17 protein-coding genes are annotated in these 16,133 nt (G+C 41.6%); 8 read left to right on the top strand and 9 right to left on the bottom strand.

Annotated elements, in window-relative coordinates:
- The first annotated feature begins 43 nt into the window (after positions 1-43).
- Positions 44-1,285, top strand: coding sequence for an epoxyqueuosine reductase QueH (locus CP948_RS05380; RefSeq protein ID WP_096602131.1), 1,242 nt, complete (start codon positions 44-46; stop codon positions 1,283-1,285).
- A gap of 13 nt (positions 1,286-1,298) precedes the next feature.
- The gene (locus tag CP948_RS05385; protein WP_096602133.1) at positions 1,299-2,006 is read left to right on the top strand and encodes a succinate dehydrogenase/fumarate reductase iron-sulfur subunit; all 708 of its coding nucleotides are present in this window, start codon (positions 1,299-1,301) and stop codon (positions 2,004-2,006) included.
- A 1-nt stretch (position 2,007) separates the two neighbouring features.
- Here CP948_RS05385 and CP948_RS05390 read toward each other — a convergent pair whose 3' ends face one another.
- The 4 genes from CP948_RS05390 to CP948_RS05405 form a co-directional block, all read right to left on the bottom strand.
- A complete protein-coding gene (locus tag CP948_RS05390; protein WP_096602135.1) occupies positions 2,008-2,439 on the bottom strand; it encodes an Hsp20/alpha crystallin family protein in 432 nt (143 codons plus the stop codon).
- A 131-nt stretch (positions 2,440-2,570) separates the two neighbouring features.
- Positions 2,571-3,158 (bottom strand): nicotinamidase, encoded by a 588-nt coding sequence (locus CP948_RS05395; RefSeq protein WP_096602137.1) that lies wholly within the window; start codon positions 3,156-3,158, stop codon positions 2,571-2,573.
- Positions 3,159-3,171: 13 nt separating this feature from the next.
- On the bottom strand, positions 3,172-3,813 hold the full coding sequence (gene sfsA / locus CP948_RS05400) for a DNA/RNA nuclease SfsA (protein ID WP_096602139.1): 642 nt from the start codon (positions 3,811-3,813) through the stop codon (positions 3,172-3,174).
- A 125-nt stretch (positions 3,814-3,938) separates the two neighbouring features.
- Entirely contained in the window at positions 3,939-6,038 is a 2,100-nt protein-coding gene (locus CP948_RS05405) for a RelA/SpoT family protein (RefSeq protein ID WP_096602141.1), read from the bottom strand.
- A gap of 49 nt (positions 6,039-6,087) precedes the next feature.
- On the opposite strand from CP948_RS05405, the gene CP948_RS05410 reads away from it, so the two are divergent.
- Positions 6,088-7,119, top strand: a complete 1,032-nt coding sequence (locus CP948_RS05410; RefSeq protein ID WP_096602143.1) for a rod shape-determining protein — start codon at positions 6,088-6,090, stop codon at positions 7,117-7,119.
- Here CP948_RS05410 and mltG read toward each other — a convergent pair.
- From mltG to hisS, 5 genes are read right to left on the bottom strand one after another with little or no spacing between them, the layout of a single operon-like run.
- Positions 7,109-8,098 carry an endolytic transglycosylase MltG gene (gene mltG / locus CP948_RS05415; RefSeq protein ID WP_096602145.1) on the bottom strand — a complete coding sequence of 330 codons (990 nt, stop codon included), beginning with the start codon at positions 8,096-8,098 and terminating at the stop codon, positions 7,109-7,111. The two genes, CP948_RS05410 and mltG, sit on opposite strands and share 11 nt — an antisense overlap.
- Complete coding sequence (gene ruvX, locus CP948_RS05420) at positions 8,095-8,496, bottom strand: Holliday junction resolvase RuvX (RefSeq protein WP_096602147.1); 402 nt, start codon at positions 8,494-8,496, stop codon at positions 8,095-8,097. The genes mltG and ruvX overlap by 4 nt, the downstream gene beginning before the upstream one ends.
- The gene (locus CP948_RS05425) at positions 8,493-8,678 is read right to left on the bottom strand and encodes a YgaP family membrane protein (RefSeq protein ID WP_096602149.1); all 186 of its coding nucleotides are present in this window, start codon (positions 8,676-8,678) and stop codon (positions 8,493-8,495) included. Before CP948_RS05425 ends, ruvX begins: the two co-directional genes overlap by 4 nt.
- 25 nt (positions 8,679-8,703) lie before the next feature.
- A complete protein-coding gene (locus CP948_RS05430; protein ID WP_096602151.1) occupies positions 8,704-9,162 on the bottom strand; it encodes a DUF1122 family protein in 459 nt (152 codons plus the stop codon).
- Complete coding sequence (hisS, locus tag CP948_RS05435) at positions 9,149-10,375, bottom strand: histidine--tRNA ligase (RefSeq protein WP_096602153.1); 1,227 nt, start codon at positions 10,373-10,375, stop codon at positions 9,149-9,151. The genes CP948_RS05430 and hisS overlap by 14 nt, the downstream gene beginning before the upstream one ends.
- 24 nt (positions 10,376-10,399) lie before the next feature.
- On the opposite strand from hisS, the gene thrC reads away from it, so the two are divergent.
- From thrC to CP948_RS05460, 5 genes are all read left to right on the top strand, one after another.
- Positions 10,400-11,632 carry a threonine synthase gene (thrC, locus tag CP948_RS05440; protein WP_096602155.1) on the top strand — a complete coding sequence of 411 codons (1,233 nt, stop codon included), beginning with the start codon at positions 10,400-10,402 and terminating at the stop codon, positions 11,630-11,632.
- Complete coding sequence (locus CP948_RS05445; protein WP_096602157.1) at positions 11,629-12,054, top strand: TlpA family protein disulfide reductase; 426 nt, start codon at positions 11,629-11,631, stop codon at positions 12,052-12,054. Before thrC ends, CP948_RS05445 begins: the two co-directional genes overlap by 4 nt.
- Before the next feature lie 63 nt (positions 12,055-12,117).
- Positions 12,118-12,840: a DUF2334 domain-containing protein gene (locus CP948_RS05450; protein WP_096602159.1), complete on the top strand. Its 723-nt coding sequence runs from the start codon at positions 12,118-12,120 to the stop codon at positions 12,838-12,840.
- Positions 12,788-15,031: a glycosyltransferase gene (locus CP948_RS05455; RefSeq protein WP_096602161.1), complete on the top strand. Its 2,244-nt coding sequence runs from the start codon at positions 12,788-12,790 to the stop codon at positions 15,029-15,031. The genes CP948_RS05450 and CP948_RS05455 overlap by 53 nt, the downstream gene beginning before the upstream one ends.
- Positions 15,018-16,130 carry a glycosyltransferase gene (locus CP948_RS05460; protein ID WP_096602163.1) on the top strand — a complete coding sequence of 371 codons (1,113 nt, stop codon included), beginning with the start codon at positions 15,018-15,020 and terminating at the stop codon, positions 16,128-16,130. Before CP948_RS05455 ends, CP948_RS05460 begins: the two co-directional genes overlap by 14 nt.
- The last annotated feature ends 3 nt before the right edge of the window (positions 16,131-16,133 follow it).

A 16,133-nucleotide genomic window follows, 5' to 3' on the forward strand; every position in this document is an offset into this window, starting at 1 on the left:
GCATCATACTTAAAGAGCAAACAGGCATATTATCATGTGTTCTATGAAGATACTGGTCCATATATGTTGTGCACCGGACGCTCTTTACTTTCTTAAAAGACTCAGAGAAGACTATCCTAATACCACCTTAGTAGGTTTTTTTTATGATCCTAACATACATCCTTATGAAGAGTACAAGCTACGCCTTATAGAAACAGAAAGAATGTGTAAATCTCTTGGGATAGAACTTTACGAAGGTGAGTACGATGTGGAAAACTGGATGCTTTCGGTGAAAGGTTATGAGGACGAACCTGAAAGAGGAAAAAGGTGTAAAGTGTGTTTTGACTATAGATTAGAAAGGTCTGCTAAGTTCGCCAAGGATATAAAAGCTACGCATATTACTACCACCTTGCTCATGAGTCCAAAGAAAGAGTTTAACATGCTCAAAGAAAGTGGCTACAGGGTTGCAAGTATGTATGGTTTAGAATTTCTATGTCCGGATTACAGAAAGGGTGGCGGGACGCAGGAGATGTTTAGAATGTCAAAGCAGTTGGAATTCTACCATCAGGATTACTGCGGATGTATCTACGGACTTTTCAAACAGAAAAAAGAGGATGCGGTAAAGGATCTTGTATCCTTAGGAGGCAGAAGACCAGGTAGTAAAGAGGAAACGCTTTTTATAAAGTCCGTTAGGCTGTTTGCAGAACAGAGAAACTTACCGTGTAAAGAATGGGAATTTAGCTTTTTAAACTGGAGAGTCCTTTACGGAAGGCTTCAGATAGGTGAAATAACGCTTCCTTCCTTAGTATCCGCCTTTTCTCGGTCCATAAGGGGCATCTTAAAGGCAGATGTGGAAGAGATAGTAGGCAATACTGTATATTACAACAAAGGCGGATTGAAAGTGATACTAGTAGATGATCTAAAAGATGAGCCTATGCATCAATTTTACGGATTGACAGACCCTACTTTTAGGGTTCCACATGAATACAAGGAAATGCTTCTGAAAGAACGCATAAAAGCTGAGCTCAGCACAGAATTTTCATCAGATGTATCAAGGGTTCTTCTTGTAGGAAGCTTAGAAGCATCAACTTTTATAAGCGTTCCTGCAGACACACTTCAAGACTCAAGAGGAATAAGTTTAGAAACTTTGGAAAAGTTTATAACTCAGAATCTTTCGGATATAACTCAGGGAAAGTTAGCGTTAGTAGTGTGTGGAGCAGAATCTTTGGGAAAAGCTGGTAGCAACTACTTTACTCAAAGAACAGGAAAGAGAGTAGAACAGCTTTCCTACGATTTTAGTCTGTAAATTTAAATATATTATGTGGGTAAAAGTAAAAATTAAGCTAAACAGGGAGAACTTTAAAGATTACGCATCCTATTCTCTTGAGCTCAGTAGAAACTCAACACTCTTGGATATGCTTGTGAAAATAAAAGAAGAGCTAGATCAGAGCTTAGCTTTTAGAAGCATGTGCAGAGCGGGTATATGCGGAACATGTGCAATTAAGGTTAACGGAAGACCCGTGCTTGCATGTTCTACAAAGGTCTTCGTGTTTGGCGAGGAGATCACGGTAGAACCTATAGACAATGTCTCAGTAATAAAGGACCTTGTAGTTGACCATGAGTCTCTCTATAATAAGCTTAAACTGTGGAAGGTATGGTATAACGCTGGAGAAAAAAATACAAAAGTAAGTGCCAGCGCCTTAAAAAGGATAGAAAGAAGCCACGAGTGTATCTTATGTGGAATATGTGATAGTGTATGCCCTGTGCTTACTACAAGCTCTCATTTTGGGGGTCCTACTCTCTTAACGAGGTATTACAAGCTCCTTTTTGATCCAAGAAACACACAAGATAGAGCTCAAAGCCTAAAAAACCTAAACCCACAGCTTTGTACCCACTGCATGAACTGCTCTTTTGCGTGCCCAAAAAAGCTAATGCCCGAAGCTTTAATAAAGGAGGAGGAAAAGCTCCTCCAAGAAAAAGGGATTATAAAAAAAGAGGAGGGAAATTTTGGATTTTTAGAATTTTGATTTACTTGATCTCTATCTTTTTCTCCTTTGAAACCTCAGCTTTGGGAAGCCTTATTTCTAAAACACCATCTTTGAATTCTGCCTTTACTTCGTCAGTCTTTACTTCCGCTGGTAAGCTCAGTACCCTTTCAAACTTTCCATAAACTCTTTCTAACCTGTGAACCGTCTCTGTTTTCTCTTCTCGTTCCTCTTTTTTCTCACCTCTTATGTGTAGCATGTTATCCTTTATACTTACCTCAATGTTTTCCTTCTTTACACCCGGAAGCTCAGCTTTAACAACTATCTCCTTGTCCGTTTCGTACATCTCAACCGCAGGAGCAAAAGCTCTTTCTGTATCTTCTCCGGGAAAGAGCTCCTCAAGAAGTCTGTCAAACTCCCTTCTTATTCTTTCAAGTTCTGCAAAAGGACTCCAAAGCATAAGACCCCTTCTCATGGCCCTCACCTCACTATCTAAGCACCTGTCGGTGCTTAGGCTGGGGTATTTCTATACCGCCTTTTAAAGCTGTCCCTTCCCCAGCAGGCGGTTTTGGGACAGCCTACAGTTATAAAATTTATATGAAAGTCTTAAAGTGTCAAGTCCCCAAAGGCTACCACCACCGCACCTGAGTTCATCATTTCCTCTATGGCTCTGTCTGTATCTCCTGCATTTACATCTACACCTTTTGTAGCATCAATAAGTAGAAAAACTTCATAACCTAAGTTAAGACCACCTATTACCGTATTCTTTACGCAGTAATCGGTGGCAACCCCTCCTACAAAAAGCCTTCTTATACCTCTCTCTTTTAACAAACTGTCCAACAGAGTTCCCTGAAACCCAGAATAAGCGTCAAAATCCCTACTTGTGCCTTTAGATATGATGAATTTATTGTCCTTTGGTATTATCAGATCCTTATGGAACTGAGCACCTTCTGTTCCCTGAACGCAGTGAGGTGGCCATATCCCACCATGTCCTTTAAAGGATATGTGATCCGGAGGATGCCAATCTCTGGTAAAGTAAACGGGAAGGGATCTTGATGAAAAGGCTTCTATGTATGCATTTAGCTGTGGTACTATCTTATCTGCATCCGGCACAGGCAGAGCTCCCCAAGGCATAAAGTCATTTTGCATATCTACCACTATCAGCGCATCCTTGTTTGTTAGATTTAGCCTCATGTTTTAACCTCCTTCAAAGGATCACTTCTATCTCTTCTTTTAATTTAATTTCTTCTAAGCTCACAAAGCAGTTATAGGCTTTTACTTCATATCCCAAGTGAGCAAAACGCTTTAGCATCTGGGCAAACACTGGGTCTGTTTCCGCATTGGGAGAAAAGACTTTGGCATCTTCTCTTTGAACTACAAAGACCATCTTAGGAACAAACTTTGGGTAGGCATTTATCAAAATATGAATGTGCTTTGTCCCTCTTTTTGTGGGAGCATCTGGAAATAGAGCGGTATGGTCCTTTACTAAGTTTACGGACTTAACTTCTATGATATATCTACCCACAAGCAGGTCTAATCTGCTTCCGTTTATTCTTGGCTCGTAAATCACATGCTGTTGAGTCAAGGTTTCTGCGTAAAGTCTTGGGGCTATTTGCGAGTCAAGACACACTAAGAAGCCTCTGTTTGTTTCTGTTAAAAGAACTTCATACTTATACTTTCCTGTGTCCTTTTCCTTTAAGTATACGGGTGAGCCTTCTATTAGTAGCTCTTTTAATCTGCCTGTATTTCTAATGTACGCTAAGGTTTCCTTATTCCCTAACTGAACCATGCACAAAAAACGGTTGACTCTTCTTACAAACTTAGCAGGAACTAAAGAGGCAAATCGCATCTTTTATTAGAAAGGCCCTACCGGGCGGTAGGGCAAACAAATTAGGGGAGGGAGGGGGAGGGAGTTTATCACTCCCACTTTTTTAACCTCTACAGTTATTATATTATATTCAAAAAAAAATTTTGTCAAGTGAAAACGCGTTCACACAGTTCTACACCTTCAACCGACCTTATTGCATCTATAACCCTCAAAAAGTCTGAGTAATTACCTACCTCTATAAGAAATTCCATAAAGGCTTTACCTATAGATGTGCTTTTAGTTCTTGCCTCAAGTATGTTTGCTCCTGTTTTTGAGATACTTGAGGTTATGTCTGCCAGTACTCCTAATCTGTCTTTGACAACTACCCTAAGTCTTGCCGGATGTTTCCCAGTTGATGCGTTCCAAATTACAGGGATCACCTTATCCGGCAGGTTTCTTTGCATGTAGCGAAGGTTGGGACATAGCTTAGAATGTACTACCACGCCCTTACCCCTTGTTATCACACCGTAAACTTCCTCCCCGGGTATGGGAAGACAACATGTTCCTACTGAATGAAGCACACTACCCAAACCGTTTATCAAAAGCAGATCTTCCCCCTTTTCCTCCTTGTGCTTTTCTCTTTCCTTTTGTTCAAACAACGAATATATCTTCTCTCTACTTATCTTGCCACTACCTATTGCTATGAGGACTTCTTCTTCGTTTTTAAGGTGGGTTTCTTGTAAGAGCTTTTCAAGTAGAGCCTCCTTAGTAAGTTCCCATCTGGATGCAAGCTTTTCAAGTATCTGCCTTCCTTCTTGCAGGTGTCTGTCTTTTTCAAGCTCTTTGAGATAAGCCTTTATCTTGTTTTTTGCCTTTGATGTTACTACAAACTTCAGCCACTCAGGGTTTGGCTTCTTATTGGGGTGAGTGATTATTTCCACCATATCACCATTCTGTAGTTTGTAATTTAAAGAGACTATCCTACCGTTTACCTTTGCGCCCGCACAGTGGTTTCCTATGTCCGTGTGTATGTAATACGCAAAATCTACAGGAGTCGCTCCCTTTGGCAGTACCAAAAGGTCTCCCTTTGGTGTGAAAACAAAAACCTCTTCAGAGAATAGTTCTAATTTCATGTTCTCTATAAGCTCATGGGGATTCTTGCTACCTTGAATACTTTCAACTAAACTCTTGAGCCACGAATAAACACTATTATCCTTGACACTTTTACCTTCTTTATAAGCCCAGTGTGCAGCTATACCTTTTTCTGCCCTTTCGTGCATTTCCCAAGTTCTTATCTGCACTTCCACCATCCTGCCTTTTGGACCTATTACTGTGGTGTGCAAGGACTGGTAGAGGTTAGGTTTTGGTAGGGATATGTAGTCGTCAAACTTGCCCGGTACTGGTTTAAAAGTGCTGTGTATGATGCCAAGCACTGTATAACACTCCTGAGGCGTGTTGAGTATAACCCGTACACCTAATATGTCGTGAACATCCTCAAGCTTTATACCCTTCCTGACAGTCTTCTGCCATATACCGTAAAGATGCTTAGGTCTGTATGTGATGTGCGCATCAATACCAGAAAGTTTAAGCGCTTCCTTGAGTTTTGGTATAAAGCTTCGCTTCAGATATTCCTCCAATTCCTTTCTACTTTTTCCTACAAAGTTCTTAACCTTTTCGTACTCAGAAGGATAAAGGTACATAAAGCACAGGTCTTCAAGCTCCGTTTTTATATTCCAGACACCTAATCTGTTAGCTATAGGTACATAAATATCAATGGTTTCTTTTGCTATTCTTAACTGCTTGTCCTTTCTGAGGAAACCTAAGGTTTTCATATTGTGAAGACGGTCTGCCAGTTTTACCAATATTACTCTAAGGTCCTTTGCGGTGGCTAAAATGAGCTTTCTATAGTTTTCCGCCTTTTGCTCTTGTATGTTCCTGAACTCAAGCCTTCCCAACTTAGTTACGCCCTGAACTATACTCGCCACCTGCTTGCCAAATTTCTCTTCAAGTTCCTGATAAGTAGTTTGCGTATCTTCTAAAACATCGTGAAGAAGCCCAGCTACAACTGTGTTTATATCAAGCCCCATCTGAGCAAGTGTGAGAGCCACTTCTATGGGATGGGTAATGTAGGGTTCTCCTGACGCTCTTATCTGACTGCTGTGTTTTTCTTCTATAAAATGTATAGCTTTTGCAACCCTTTCCCTTTTGTCTCCTTCAAATAGCCCCAATAGCTTTTCCGCCTTTGACTTTACTGTTGTGCTGTGCATACTTATAAATTAACGCCTTTTTGATAAAATGTATTACAAAGGAGGAGATATGCTTGAAAAGTTTATATCCCTTTTAGGTTTTTTTTCAAACAACATAGGTATTGACCTGGGTACTGCCAATACGGTGATATACTCAGAGGGAAAAGGGATAGTGCTCCACGAACCATCTATTGTAGCCATTGACACAAGAACTAAAAGGGTTATAGCAGTAGGAAAAGAAGCTAAAGAGATGCTTGGCAAGACACCAGAAAACATACAAGCCATAAGACCCTTAAGAGATGGTGTAATCACAGACTTTGAAGCAACACAAATTATGCTTGCCTACTTTATAGAACGAGCTATAGGTGGGGGTATATTCAGGCCAAAACCGCGCATTGTCATAGGAGTGCCCTCTGGGGTCACGCAGGTGGAGAAAAGGGCGGTCATTGATGCAGCCAAAGGAGCTGGTGCAAGGGAAGTGTATCTCATACCGGAACCTATGGCTGCAGCTATTGGAGCAGGTCTTCCAGTGGAAGAACCTGTAGGAAGTATGATAGTGGATATAGGAGGAGGAACTACAGAAATAGCTGTCATATCCCTTGCAGGCATAGTGGTTTCTAACTCCATAAGAGTAGCCGGAGATGAGATGAACGAAGCCATCATACAGTACATAAAGAAGAGGTTTCACATGTTTATAGGAGAGCAAACAGGGGAAAGGATAAAGATAGAGTTAGGGAATGCCATCTACGAAGATGAAGAAAAGGAGATGGAAATAAAGGGTAGGGATATCACAGGTCTTCCAAAAACTGTGAAAATAACCAGCAAAGATATAACAGAAGCTCTTGAAGATGTTATTGGTTCTATAATAAACGCTATAAGGTTAACTCTCGAAAAGACACCGCCAGAGCTAGCATCTGACATAGCAGAAAGAGGAATAGTGCTTGCGGGTGGAGGTTCTCTTTTGAGGAATCTTGATGTAAGAATAGAGAGAGATGTAGGCATAAAGACATACTACTGCGAAGACCCTATAACCGCAGTAGCCAGAGGAGTAGGAAAGGTATTGGACAAGATGGACCTTATAAGAAGAATATCTATGGAATGAACAGCTCACTTTTTTTAGCATTTTTGTATAACTTTACATTTGCCAAATGGTCTGAATATGTGGAGCTAAACCTGTGCCCACCGTTTCCATCTGCCACAAAATAAAGGAAGTCTACTCTTGCTGGCTTTAGTGCTGACTCAAGAGAGCTAAGCCCGGGATTACAGATAGCGGTAGGTGGAAGACCGTAGTAAAGATAGGTATTGTAAGGGTCTTGCAGGTCCAAATCCTTGGCAGAAAGTCTGCCCTTCCATAAGCCTTTTCTCTTCATAGCGTATATTACCGTTGGGTCTATCTGAAGTTTCATACCTTTCTTTAGTCTGTTGTGTATGACTGCAGATATCAGAGGTTTTTCCTTTTCAAGAGCTGTCTCCTTTTCTATAAGAGACGCAATAGTCACCCACTCTTCAAGACTCATACCAGAACTTTTTAGTTGATTCCTTAAGTTCTCTGTTTTTTTCAAAAAGTTGTTGTACATGGTGTTTATAACCGTAAGGGGATGGGTGTTCTTGGAGAAAAAGTAAGTATCTGGAAACAGAAACCCCTCCATGCTAAAGGTGTTAAGTCCGTATTTTTCCGGAATTTTTTGTGAAAGAGCTAACCCCAAAAAGTCCTTAGCTTTGCATATTTTGTGCTCTTCAAGAATGCTGGCTATGTCATAAAGGTCAGAACCCTCTGGTACAGTTATTTTGTAAAGTTTCCTAAATCCATAATGTATCTTCCTATAAACTTCCCAAGGAAAAACAAGTCCGTCAAATTCGTACTCACCTGCCTCTAGCTTACCCTTTCTTATCATGTGTATTAAAAGAAAAGACAGTGGACTCCTTATAACACCTTCCCTGTAAAGGTAAAGAGCCATCTGTGTAGAAGGCATACCGTAAGGTATGTCTATGGTTTTTTTATCAAGGCGTACAGGCAAAAAGGAGTAAATGAGGAAAAAAAACGCTAAACCGAGCGGGATTAGGAACTTTAAAAACTTCATAGGGTTTCTAAGTATTCCTTAAGTATAACATATGCGGACACACTGTCTTTTAACTTTTTTCTCTTTGATGCTGGAAGGTTTTCCAAAAGCCAGTATGCTTCTCTTGTTGTGTATCTTTCATCCCAAGTTATGATATCTATATCTTCTGGTAGGTTTTCCTTTAAGTTTTTTACAAACTCTTCTACCTGTTTAGCTCTCAGTCCTAAGTTCCCTCTTGGTGTTAAAGGCAGTCCTACTAATACAACGGAAACTTGATGTTCTTCTACTATACTTCTTATTTTTTGCCAAATGTCCCCCCTGTTTTCTATGACTTTAAAGGGTGAAGCTATCTTAAGGTTAGTGTCTCCTAAGGCGAGCCCTAAGCGTTTGTTTCCGTAATCAATAGCCAGTATCTTCAACCTGTTTTAAAACCAACCACCTTGTAAAGAGGACAAAAGCCCACCGCAGAAGTTCCTATAAACACTATACCTATTATGCCCAGTATCCACCAAGCGCCACCCTTTGTGATAGCAAGGTATAGAAAGATTATACCCAAAACCACCCTAAGCACTCTGTCCCAACCTGCCATGTTCTTTTCCATGGTATTTACCCTCCTTTAAGATAAATTATAATCCCTTTTCCCCCTGAAGTTTGTATCCTCCCTCCATCCACCCTTCTGGGAAATACCAGTTTTTCAGGTGTTTATATCCGTGCTCTATAAGTTTCTTCCCAAGTCTTGTTTCTTCTGGAGGCACACCTCTTTGGAGTTCCAAAGAAGTTTGTTTGTCTTCGTAATACTCAACGAATATTCTTCCAAAGTGTTCTGATATGAGCTCGTACAGTTTGTCTTCAAAAGGGCTTGAAAAGAACGATGGTTCTATGTGAAAAAGCTCTATCCACTCTTTCCAGTAGGGTTTTCTGCCGTAGAAAACCTTGGCAAACATGAGTCTCTTTCCGTCAATTTCTAAAGTGAGGTTTTCTTCCTCAACAAACCTTCCCCCCTCTCTCTTAGACAGATACAGTCTTTTTCCCTCGTGCTTTATACCTTGTGTTAAGGCATTCAAGAAACTCTCAAAGTGTCTCATGGACAAGTTCTGGAAAGTTTATAGTTTCTTGTTTTCCTGTGCGCATATCTTTTAGCGTTATCCTGCGATTTTTCTTTTCGTCTTCACCTATGATCACTACAAAGTCAGCTTTTAGTTTGTTGGCAAGCTCCAACTGCTTTTTCAAACCTGCCTTTCTGTAAGATAGTTCCACTCTTCTTCCCATCTCCCTTAGCTTTTTGACTACCTCAAGGGCATAGTCCATAACATCACCGAAGGGCAAAACCATATAAAGAGGTTCCTCTTGAGGAAGGTCTTTGATTAGCATAGATAGTCTCTCTATACCTACCGCAAAACCCATTGCAGGTGTTGGAGGTCCTCCCAGCTCTTCTACAAGATAGTCATACCTTCCACCTGCTATTAGCGTTATACCAAGTTCGTCAGAAACCGCTTCAAACACTGTCTTTGTGTAGTAGTCAAGACCCCTCACCAAATAGTGGTTTTCCCTGTAAGGTACAGAGAGCTTATCAAGGTAAGACTTTAGTGTATTGTAGTGTTCCCTACACTCCTGACACAGATAATCAACCATTTTTGGGGCGTCTTTTACCGCAGACTTGCATGTATCTACTTTACAATCAAGCACCCTTAGAGGATTTTTGTCCTTTCTGTCCATGCACACATCACACAGATGACCCACAACTTTTTCTAAGTACTCAGATAGAGCTTCTCTGTAAGCGGGTCTGCAAACCCTACATCCTATGGAATTTATCTCTATGGTTGCGGGTATGCCCAGCTTGGAAAGTACGGTATAAACGAGGTCTATCATCTCTGCATCCACTTGTGGGTCTTGTATCCCAAAAACTTCTGCGCCTATCTGGTGGAACTGCCTGTATCTGCCTGCCTGTGGCCTTTCGTACCTGAACATGGGACCTTCGTAAAACAGCTTAGTGTAGGGTTTTAGTGCATAGAGTTTGTTTTGGATGTAAGCTCTTACAGCTCCTGCGGTGCCTTCTGGCCTTAGTGCAAGCCATCTTCCTTTTCTATCCTGAAAGACAAACATTTCCTTTTGCACTATGTCTGTTATCTCGCCTATACTTCTTTGAAACACCTCAAGATACTCAACAACTGGGAGAAGGATCTCTTCAAAGTTATACAGTTTGAGTAATTTTCTTATACTATCAGATACATACCTGAACCTTTTTAGGTCTTCTCCCAGCACATCATGAAAACCTCTAACACTCTGAAATTCTGCCATGGGAAAGTATTATAATTTTTAACTATGGCAAAGGTAAAGGGACTTGTGTGCAGAGAGTGTGGAAAAGAGTATCCTGTAGAGCCCATACATGTGTGTGAGTACTGCTTTGGTCCCCTTGAGGTGGTCTACGATTACGAGGAAATAAAAAAGAGAGTAAGCAGAGAAAAGATTGAAGAGGGTCCAAAGAGCCTGTGGAGGTATATAGATCTCCTACCTGTAGAAGAACCAAGCGTGGGACTAAGTGCGGGTTTTACACCCCTGAAGAAAGCGGAAAATTTGGGTAAGCTTTTAGGACTTGAGAATCTTTACATAAAAGATGACTCTGTAAATCACCCTACGCTATCCTTTAAGGATAGAGTAGTTTCTGTTGCTCTCTCAAAGGCTAAGGAGTTTGGTTTTGACACCGTTGCCTGTGCTTCTACGGGAAATCTTGCTAATTCTGTTGCTGCTCACGCTGCACAGGCAGGCTTTAACTGTTTTGTCTTTATACCTGCCAACCTTGAGTCCCAAAAGATATTTGGAAGTCTTGTCTTCAAACCCACCGTTGTTGCGGTAGAAGGTAATTACGACGATGTTAACAGACTGTGTTCTGAAATAGCCAACGAGCTAAACTGGGCTTTTGTAAATATAAACATAAGACCTTTCTATGCGGAGGGCTCAAAAACTTTAGCCTTTGAAGTAGCAGAACAGTTGGGTTGGAGAGCTCCAGACGCTGTGGTAGCACCTGCAGCATCTGGTTCACTCATCACAAAAATATGGAAGGGCTTTAAAGAACTCCATCGTGTAGGCTTAATTGACAGTGTAAAAACCAGAGTTTACGGCGCACAAGCTTTGGGATGCTCTCCCATAGCACAGGCATGGAAAGAGGGAAGGGACTTTATAAAACCTGTAAAACCTCAGACCATAGCCAAGTCCATAGCCATAGGCAACCCCGCAGATGGCATATACGCTCTTCAAACCACAAGAGAAAGCGGTGGCACTTGGGAAACAGCCACCGATGAGGAGATCATAGAGGGTATAAAGCTCCTTGCGGAAACGGAAGGCATATTCACAGAAACAGCAGGAGGTACTACCATAGCGGTACTCAAAAAGCTCGCAGAAGCTGGATACTTTTCACCTAAGGATGTGGTGGTAGTATACATTACAGGCAACGGCTATAAAACCATGGAAGTGTTAGAAGGGCATTTACACGAAAGCATCAAAATAAAACCTACACTCAAAGACTTTAAAGAAAAAATACTCGTCAGAACTTCATGAGAAGGCTTTTTATCCTTCTTCTCCTTGTGCTTTCTTGCTCCTCAAAGGATACCCTTCCTGACATAACGGTAAAAGACATTGAAGGCAGGGAAGTAAAGCTAAGCGATTATAAAGGGAAGAAGACAGTAATCTACGTGTGGAGCAGAACTTGTGCAGGGCACACTGAGGACCTTAAAAAACTTAGTAGGCTTGTGAATGAGTATCCAGACTACAGGATAATATCCTATGCGGTGGCTATGGACATAAAGGATGTACAGCAGAGCTACCAACAGATAGGTATAAAGCCAAACTTTATCACCTTGATAGACCCTTCTGTGAAGTTCAACGACTACTTTCCTATAACCTTTCTGCCCTCCACTTATCTCTTTGACAGTAAAGGGAAACTAATAGCCTCTTACGCAGGTCTGCCTGAACACCTTTAAGCTTCACATTTTCTTAACGGAAAGTTAATAAAAACTTAACAGCACCCTCTTAGACTTCTTAGTATGAACTTGGCTCTGGTAGAGATACACGATGTTTCGCCTTACTACTACAAGGAGACACTGCAAGCTATAAAGCTCATGTCCCTGTGTGGTATAAAAAAATACTCTCTGCTGGTAGTGCCCAATTTTTGGGGGAAGGCTCACCTATACGAACACCCTGAGTTTGTACATACCATCCTTTCTACAAAACAGGAAGTGGTGCTTCATGGGTGCTACCACGAAGGTGGAAGCATAAAGGACATAATCTGGACTTCTGGCGAAGGTGAATTCTCAAACCTAAACCTCATGCAGACCTATCAGAGGATCAAGGAAGGTAAAGACATTTTTGAAGCGGTAGGTATAAAGTCAGACATATTTGTGCCACCCGCATGGATAGGGAACCCTTACCTTGAGGATGTGCTTTACTCTCTGGATTTTAAGATGGTGGCTTGCAGAGATTATATAAAGGACTTGGAAAGTGAACTGGTATATACCTCTCCAGTGATAACCTTTAGCAACAGACCCATTCTTAGCTGGCTAAGCATAGGCTTTGCACCTTTGCTTTTCAGAGCTTTCAAAAGAAACAGATTAATAAGACTGGCTCTACATGCCAAGGATTTCAGAGACAGAAGAAAAGTAAAACTTTGGAGAGTTTTGCTCAGCAAGATAAAAGAACATAGGAGGTTAATAAGCTATGGAGAACTTATCAGGCAGAGCAGACCTGCACTTGCACTCCAAAGCGTCTAACAAGCCCGGAGGTTGGTTTTCTCAGCTCATAAACTGTCCTGAGAGCTACGCGGAACCCCTTGAAATATACAGAAGACTCAAAAGCAGAAACCTGAGCTTTGTAACCATTACAGACCACAACACCATAGATGGTGTGCTTGAAATAGCACACCTTCCTGATGTCTTTATAAGCTGTGAGTACACGGTGGAGTTTCCTGAGGAACCTGCAAAGGTCCATGTCTTAGTTTATGGGTTAACTGAAAAGGATCACGAAGAATTAATGAAGCTAAGAGAAAATATATACGAGTTTGTTGCCTATCTAAAACAACACCAAATAGCTCATTCTTTGGCTCATCCCCTCTACTCAGTCCAAGGAACGCGCATAACAAAAAGGCTTGTGGAAAAGTTTGTCCTCCTTTTTGATAATTGGGAGGTAATAAACGGTACAAGAGGCGATGCTACAAGTCAGATAGAGAAAAAGATAGCCCAGATTTATAGCGGATGGGAAAAGATAAGAGAGCTTGAAGAAAAGTACCGTATAAAATCCCTAAGAAGCAGGGAGTACATAAGCTTTACCGCTGGTTCAGATGACCACGGTGGTATGGATGTAGGAAGGACATGGACGCAGGTAGAGGGTGCAAGAAGTGTGGAAGGATTCTTGATGGGTCTGCGTGAAGGAAGGACTAAAGTGGGAAGCGAGGAGATCACAGAAGACAGACTCTTAAACATGATTGCCAGAGTAGGCTATGATTATGTAAAGAGGCGCTACAATATACCGCAGGAAGCAAAAGGTGTGCTGGATTACGTGTTTATGTACTCAAACGATCCTTTGATAGCCATAGGTCTAAAATACAAGTTTGGCATAAACACTGATAGGACTAAACTCTTGAGAAGTCTCATAGAGCACCTGCCCTTCTTCACATGGGAAAGGCTTACCAAAAGGCAGTCCCTTGTGGAGCTATCGGAGTTTATCCTTTCCCTCCTGCTTTACACTTTCCCTGCTTTTGTAAAGTACGCCCAGAAAAAGGAAGAGCTAAAGATAAAGGCTCTTGCGAAGGAGTTTGATATAAACATTCAAAAGCCCACAAAGATAGCTTACTTTACAGATACCTACAGAGAAGTAAACGGTGTTGCGCGCACTGCACAAATAATGAGAAACATAGCCCTTGAGGAAGATATGCCCTTCCACTTCTTCGTGTGCTCAAAGGAGGGGAGGGAGGAGGGGAACCTTACATCACTAAAAGCCCTTGTGGAACTGCCCGTGCCCTTTTACGAAGAGATAAGAATGGGTGTGCCTTCCTTCACCGAGCTTGTGGACATCCTTGAAAGGGAAAACTTCACAGGCGTGCATGTCTCCACTCCCGGTCCTTTGGGTCTGATGGCTCTTGTGGCAGGCAAGGTGCTGGGTCTTAGAACCACCTTTACCTTTCACACAGACATACCCACGTACGTGCGCATATACACGGGCGATGAAGAGTTAGAAAAAATCTCTTGGAAGCTCTTTATACTTATAGCCAACAGTGTGGATAAGTTTTTTGTTCCTTCAGAATACTACAGAAACCTCTTTATAAGCAAAGGCGTAAACCCTTCAAGAATAAGCGTTTTTCTGCGTGGTGTGGATACGGAGCTTTTCTCTCCTTACAAAAGGGATGAGAACTTTTGGAGCTCAAAGCTCGGTAGGAATGTAGATAGGGTAGTGCTTTATGTGGGAAGAGTAGCAAAGGAGAAAAACCTTGACACTTTTATGTATGTAGCGGAGCACTTTCCAGAAGAGACCTTTGTGGTAGTAGGTGATGGACCATACAAAAAGGAGCTTGAGAGGAAAAAGCCTAAAAATGTGCACTTTGTGGGATACCTCAAAGGTGAAGAACTTGCCAGAGCTTATGCCAGCTCGTACATATTCCTATTTCCTTCAGAGACAGATACTTACGCTCAGGTGGTCTTAGAAGCAATGGCAAGCGGCCTTCCCGTAGTGGTAAGCTCAAAGGGTGCATCTCACCAGCATGTAGAGGAAGGTCTCAACGGATTTATAGCCAACAGCAAAGAGGAGTTTGTGGAAAAGGTGCGTATGCTCCTCTTCAACAGGGACCTGCGTAACAGGATGTCCTACGAAGCCATAGAGAAAGCCCGAGAGCTTGATCTGAGAAAGACTTACCTTGATTATATGTGTACCATAGCAGGCTTTGGAAGGTTTGCCTATGAAAATCGTTGACATAGCACCTTACTTTCATGACAAAAGTGGTGGGATCAAACGCTACCTGCTAGAGAAGTCCTCTTACTTGAAGGACAAACCTGTAGAGCATGTAGTGATATTGCCCGGACGCAAGAAAAATCTCCAGTACATAAACTCCACCAAAGTTTATCAGCTTCCTTCCTTTCCCATACCCATGACGGGTGGCTACAGGTTTTTCAACAGCCTAAGGGACATAAAAGAGATCTTAAGGATAGAAAAACCTGATATAGTAGAGCTTGAAGGAACTTACCTTCCTATAACCGCTCTGCGCTCTTTAGAATACAGGCTTGTAGTTTTTTACCATGCAGATGTACGCACAGACCTCTCTTTCGTACCTCTCACCGATGGAATAAGAAAGAAACTAATAGAATACACCATCAACAAAAAGCTTTCTAAGGCAGACCTAATTATTACCCCTTCAAAGAAGCAAGAAGAGTTTCTAAGAAGCTATGGCATTGAGAACGTGCAAACGGTGAACTTAGGTGTGGATACGGAAGTTTTCAACCCATCAAAGAGAAACCCTTACATAAACAACCTTTTGGGTGTAAAAGAAGAGACCTTCAAGGTCATATACTCAGGCAGGCTTTCACCGGAGAAGAATATAGACCTCTTGCTTGAAGTAATGAGCATGGTAGATGGAGTTTTCTTTCACTTCATACTCGTGGGAGATGGTCCCTTAAGAAAGAAGGTGGAGAAGTTTGCCAAGAGCTACCCAAATATTACCTATTTTGGCTACATATCCAGCAAAGAACAGCTTGCAGAACTTTATGCAAGCTCAGACGTTTTTCTTTCTACTTCTAACTCTGAAACCTATGGGCTTGCCTTTTTGGAAGCTCAAGCGTGCGGATGTATTCTTGTGGCACCAGATTTGGAGCTTGAAACTCAGCCCTTCAAAGAGTTTCTCGTTAAAGACCAAAAGCCAGAGAGCTTTTACTCAGCGCTTGTAAAAGCCGTAAACCACCAAAACTTTTACACAAGGCAGAGCATAAGCGCTTATATACAAGAAAACTTCTCTTGGGAGAGAACCTTTAGCAGACTTGTGGAGGTCTATAACGGCATACTTTATGAGGTAATTTAAAAT

Origin of the sequence: Hydrogenobacter hydrogenophilus (assembly GCF_900215655.1) — a bacterium.
GTDB classification, from domain to species: Bacteria; Aquificota; Aquificia; order Aquificales; family Aquificaceae; genus Hydrogenobacter; species Hydrogenobacter hydrogenophilus.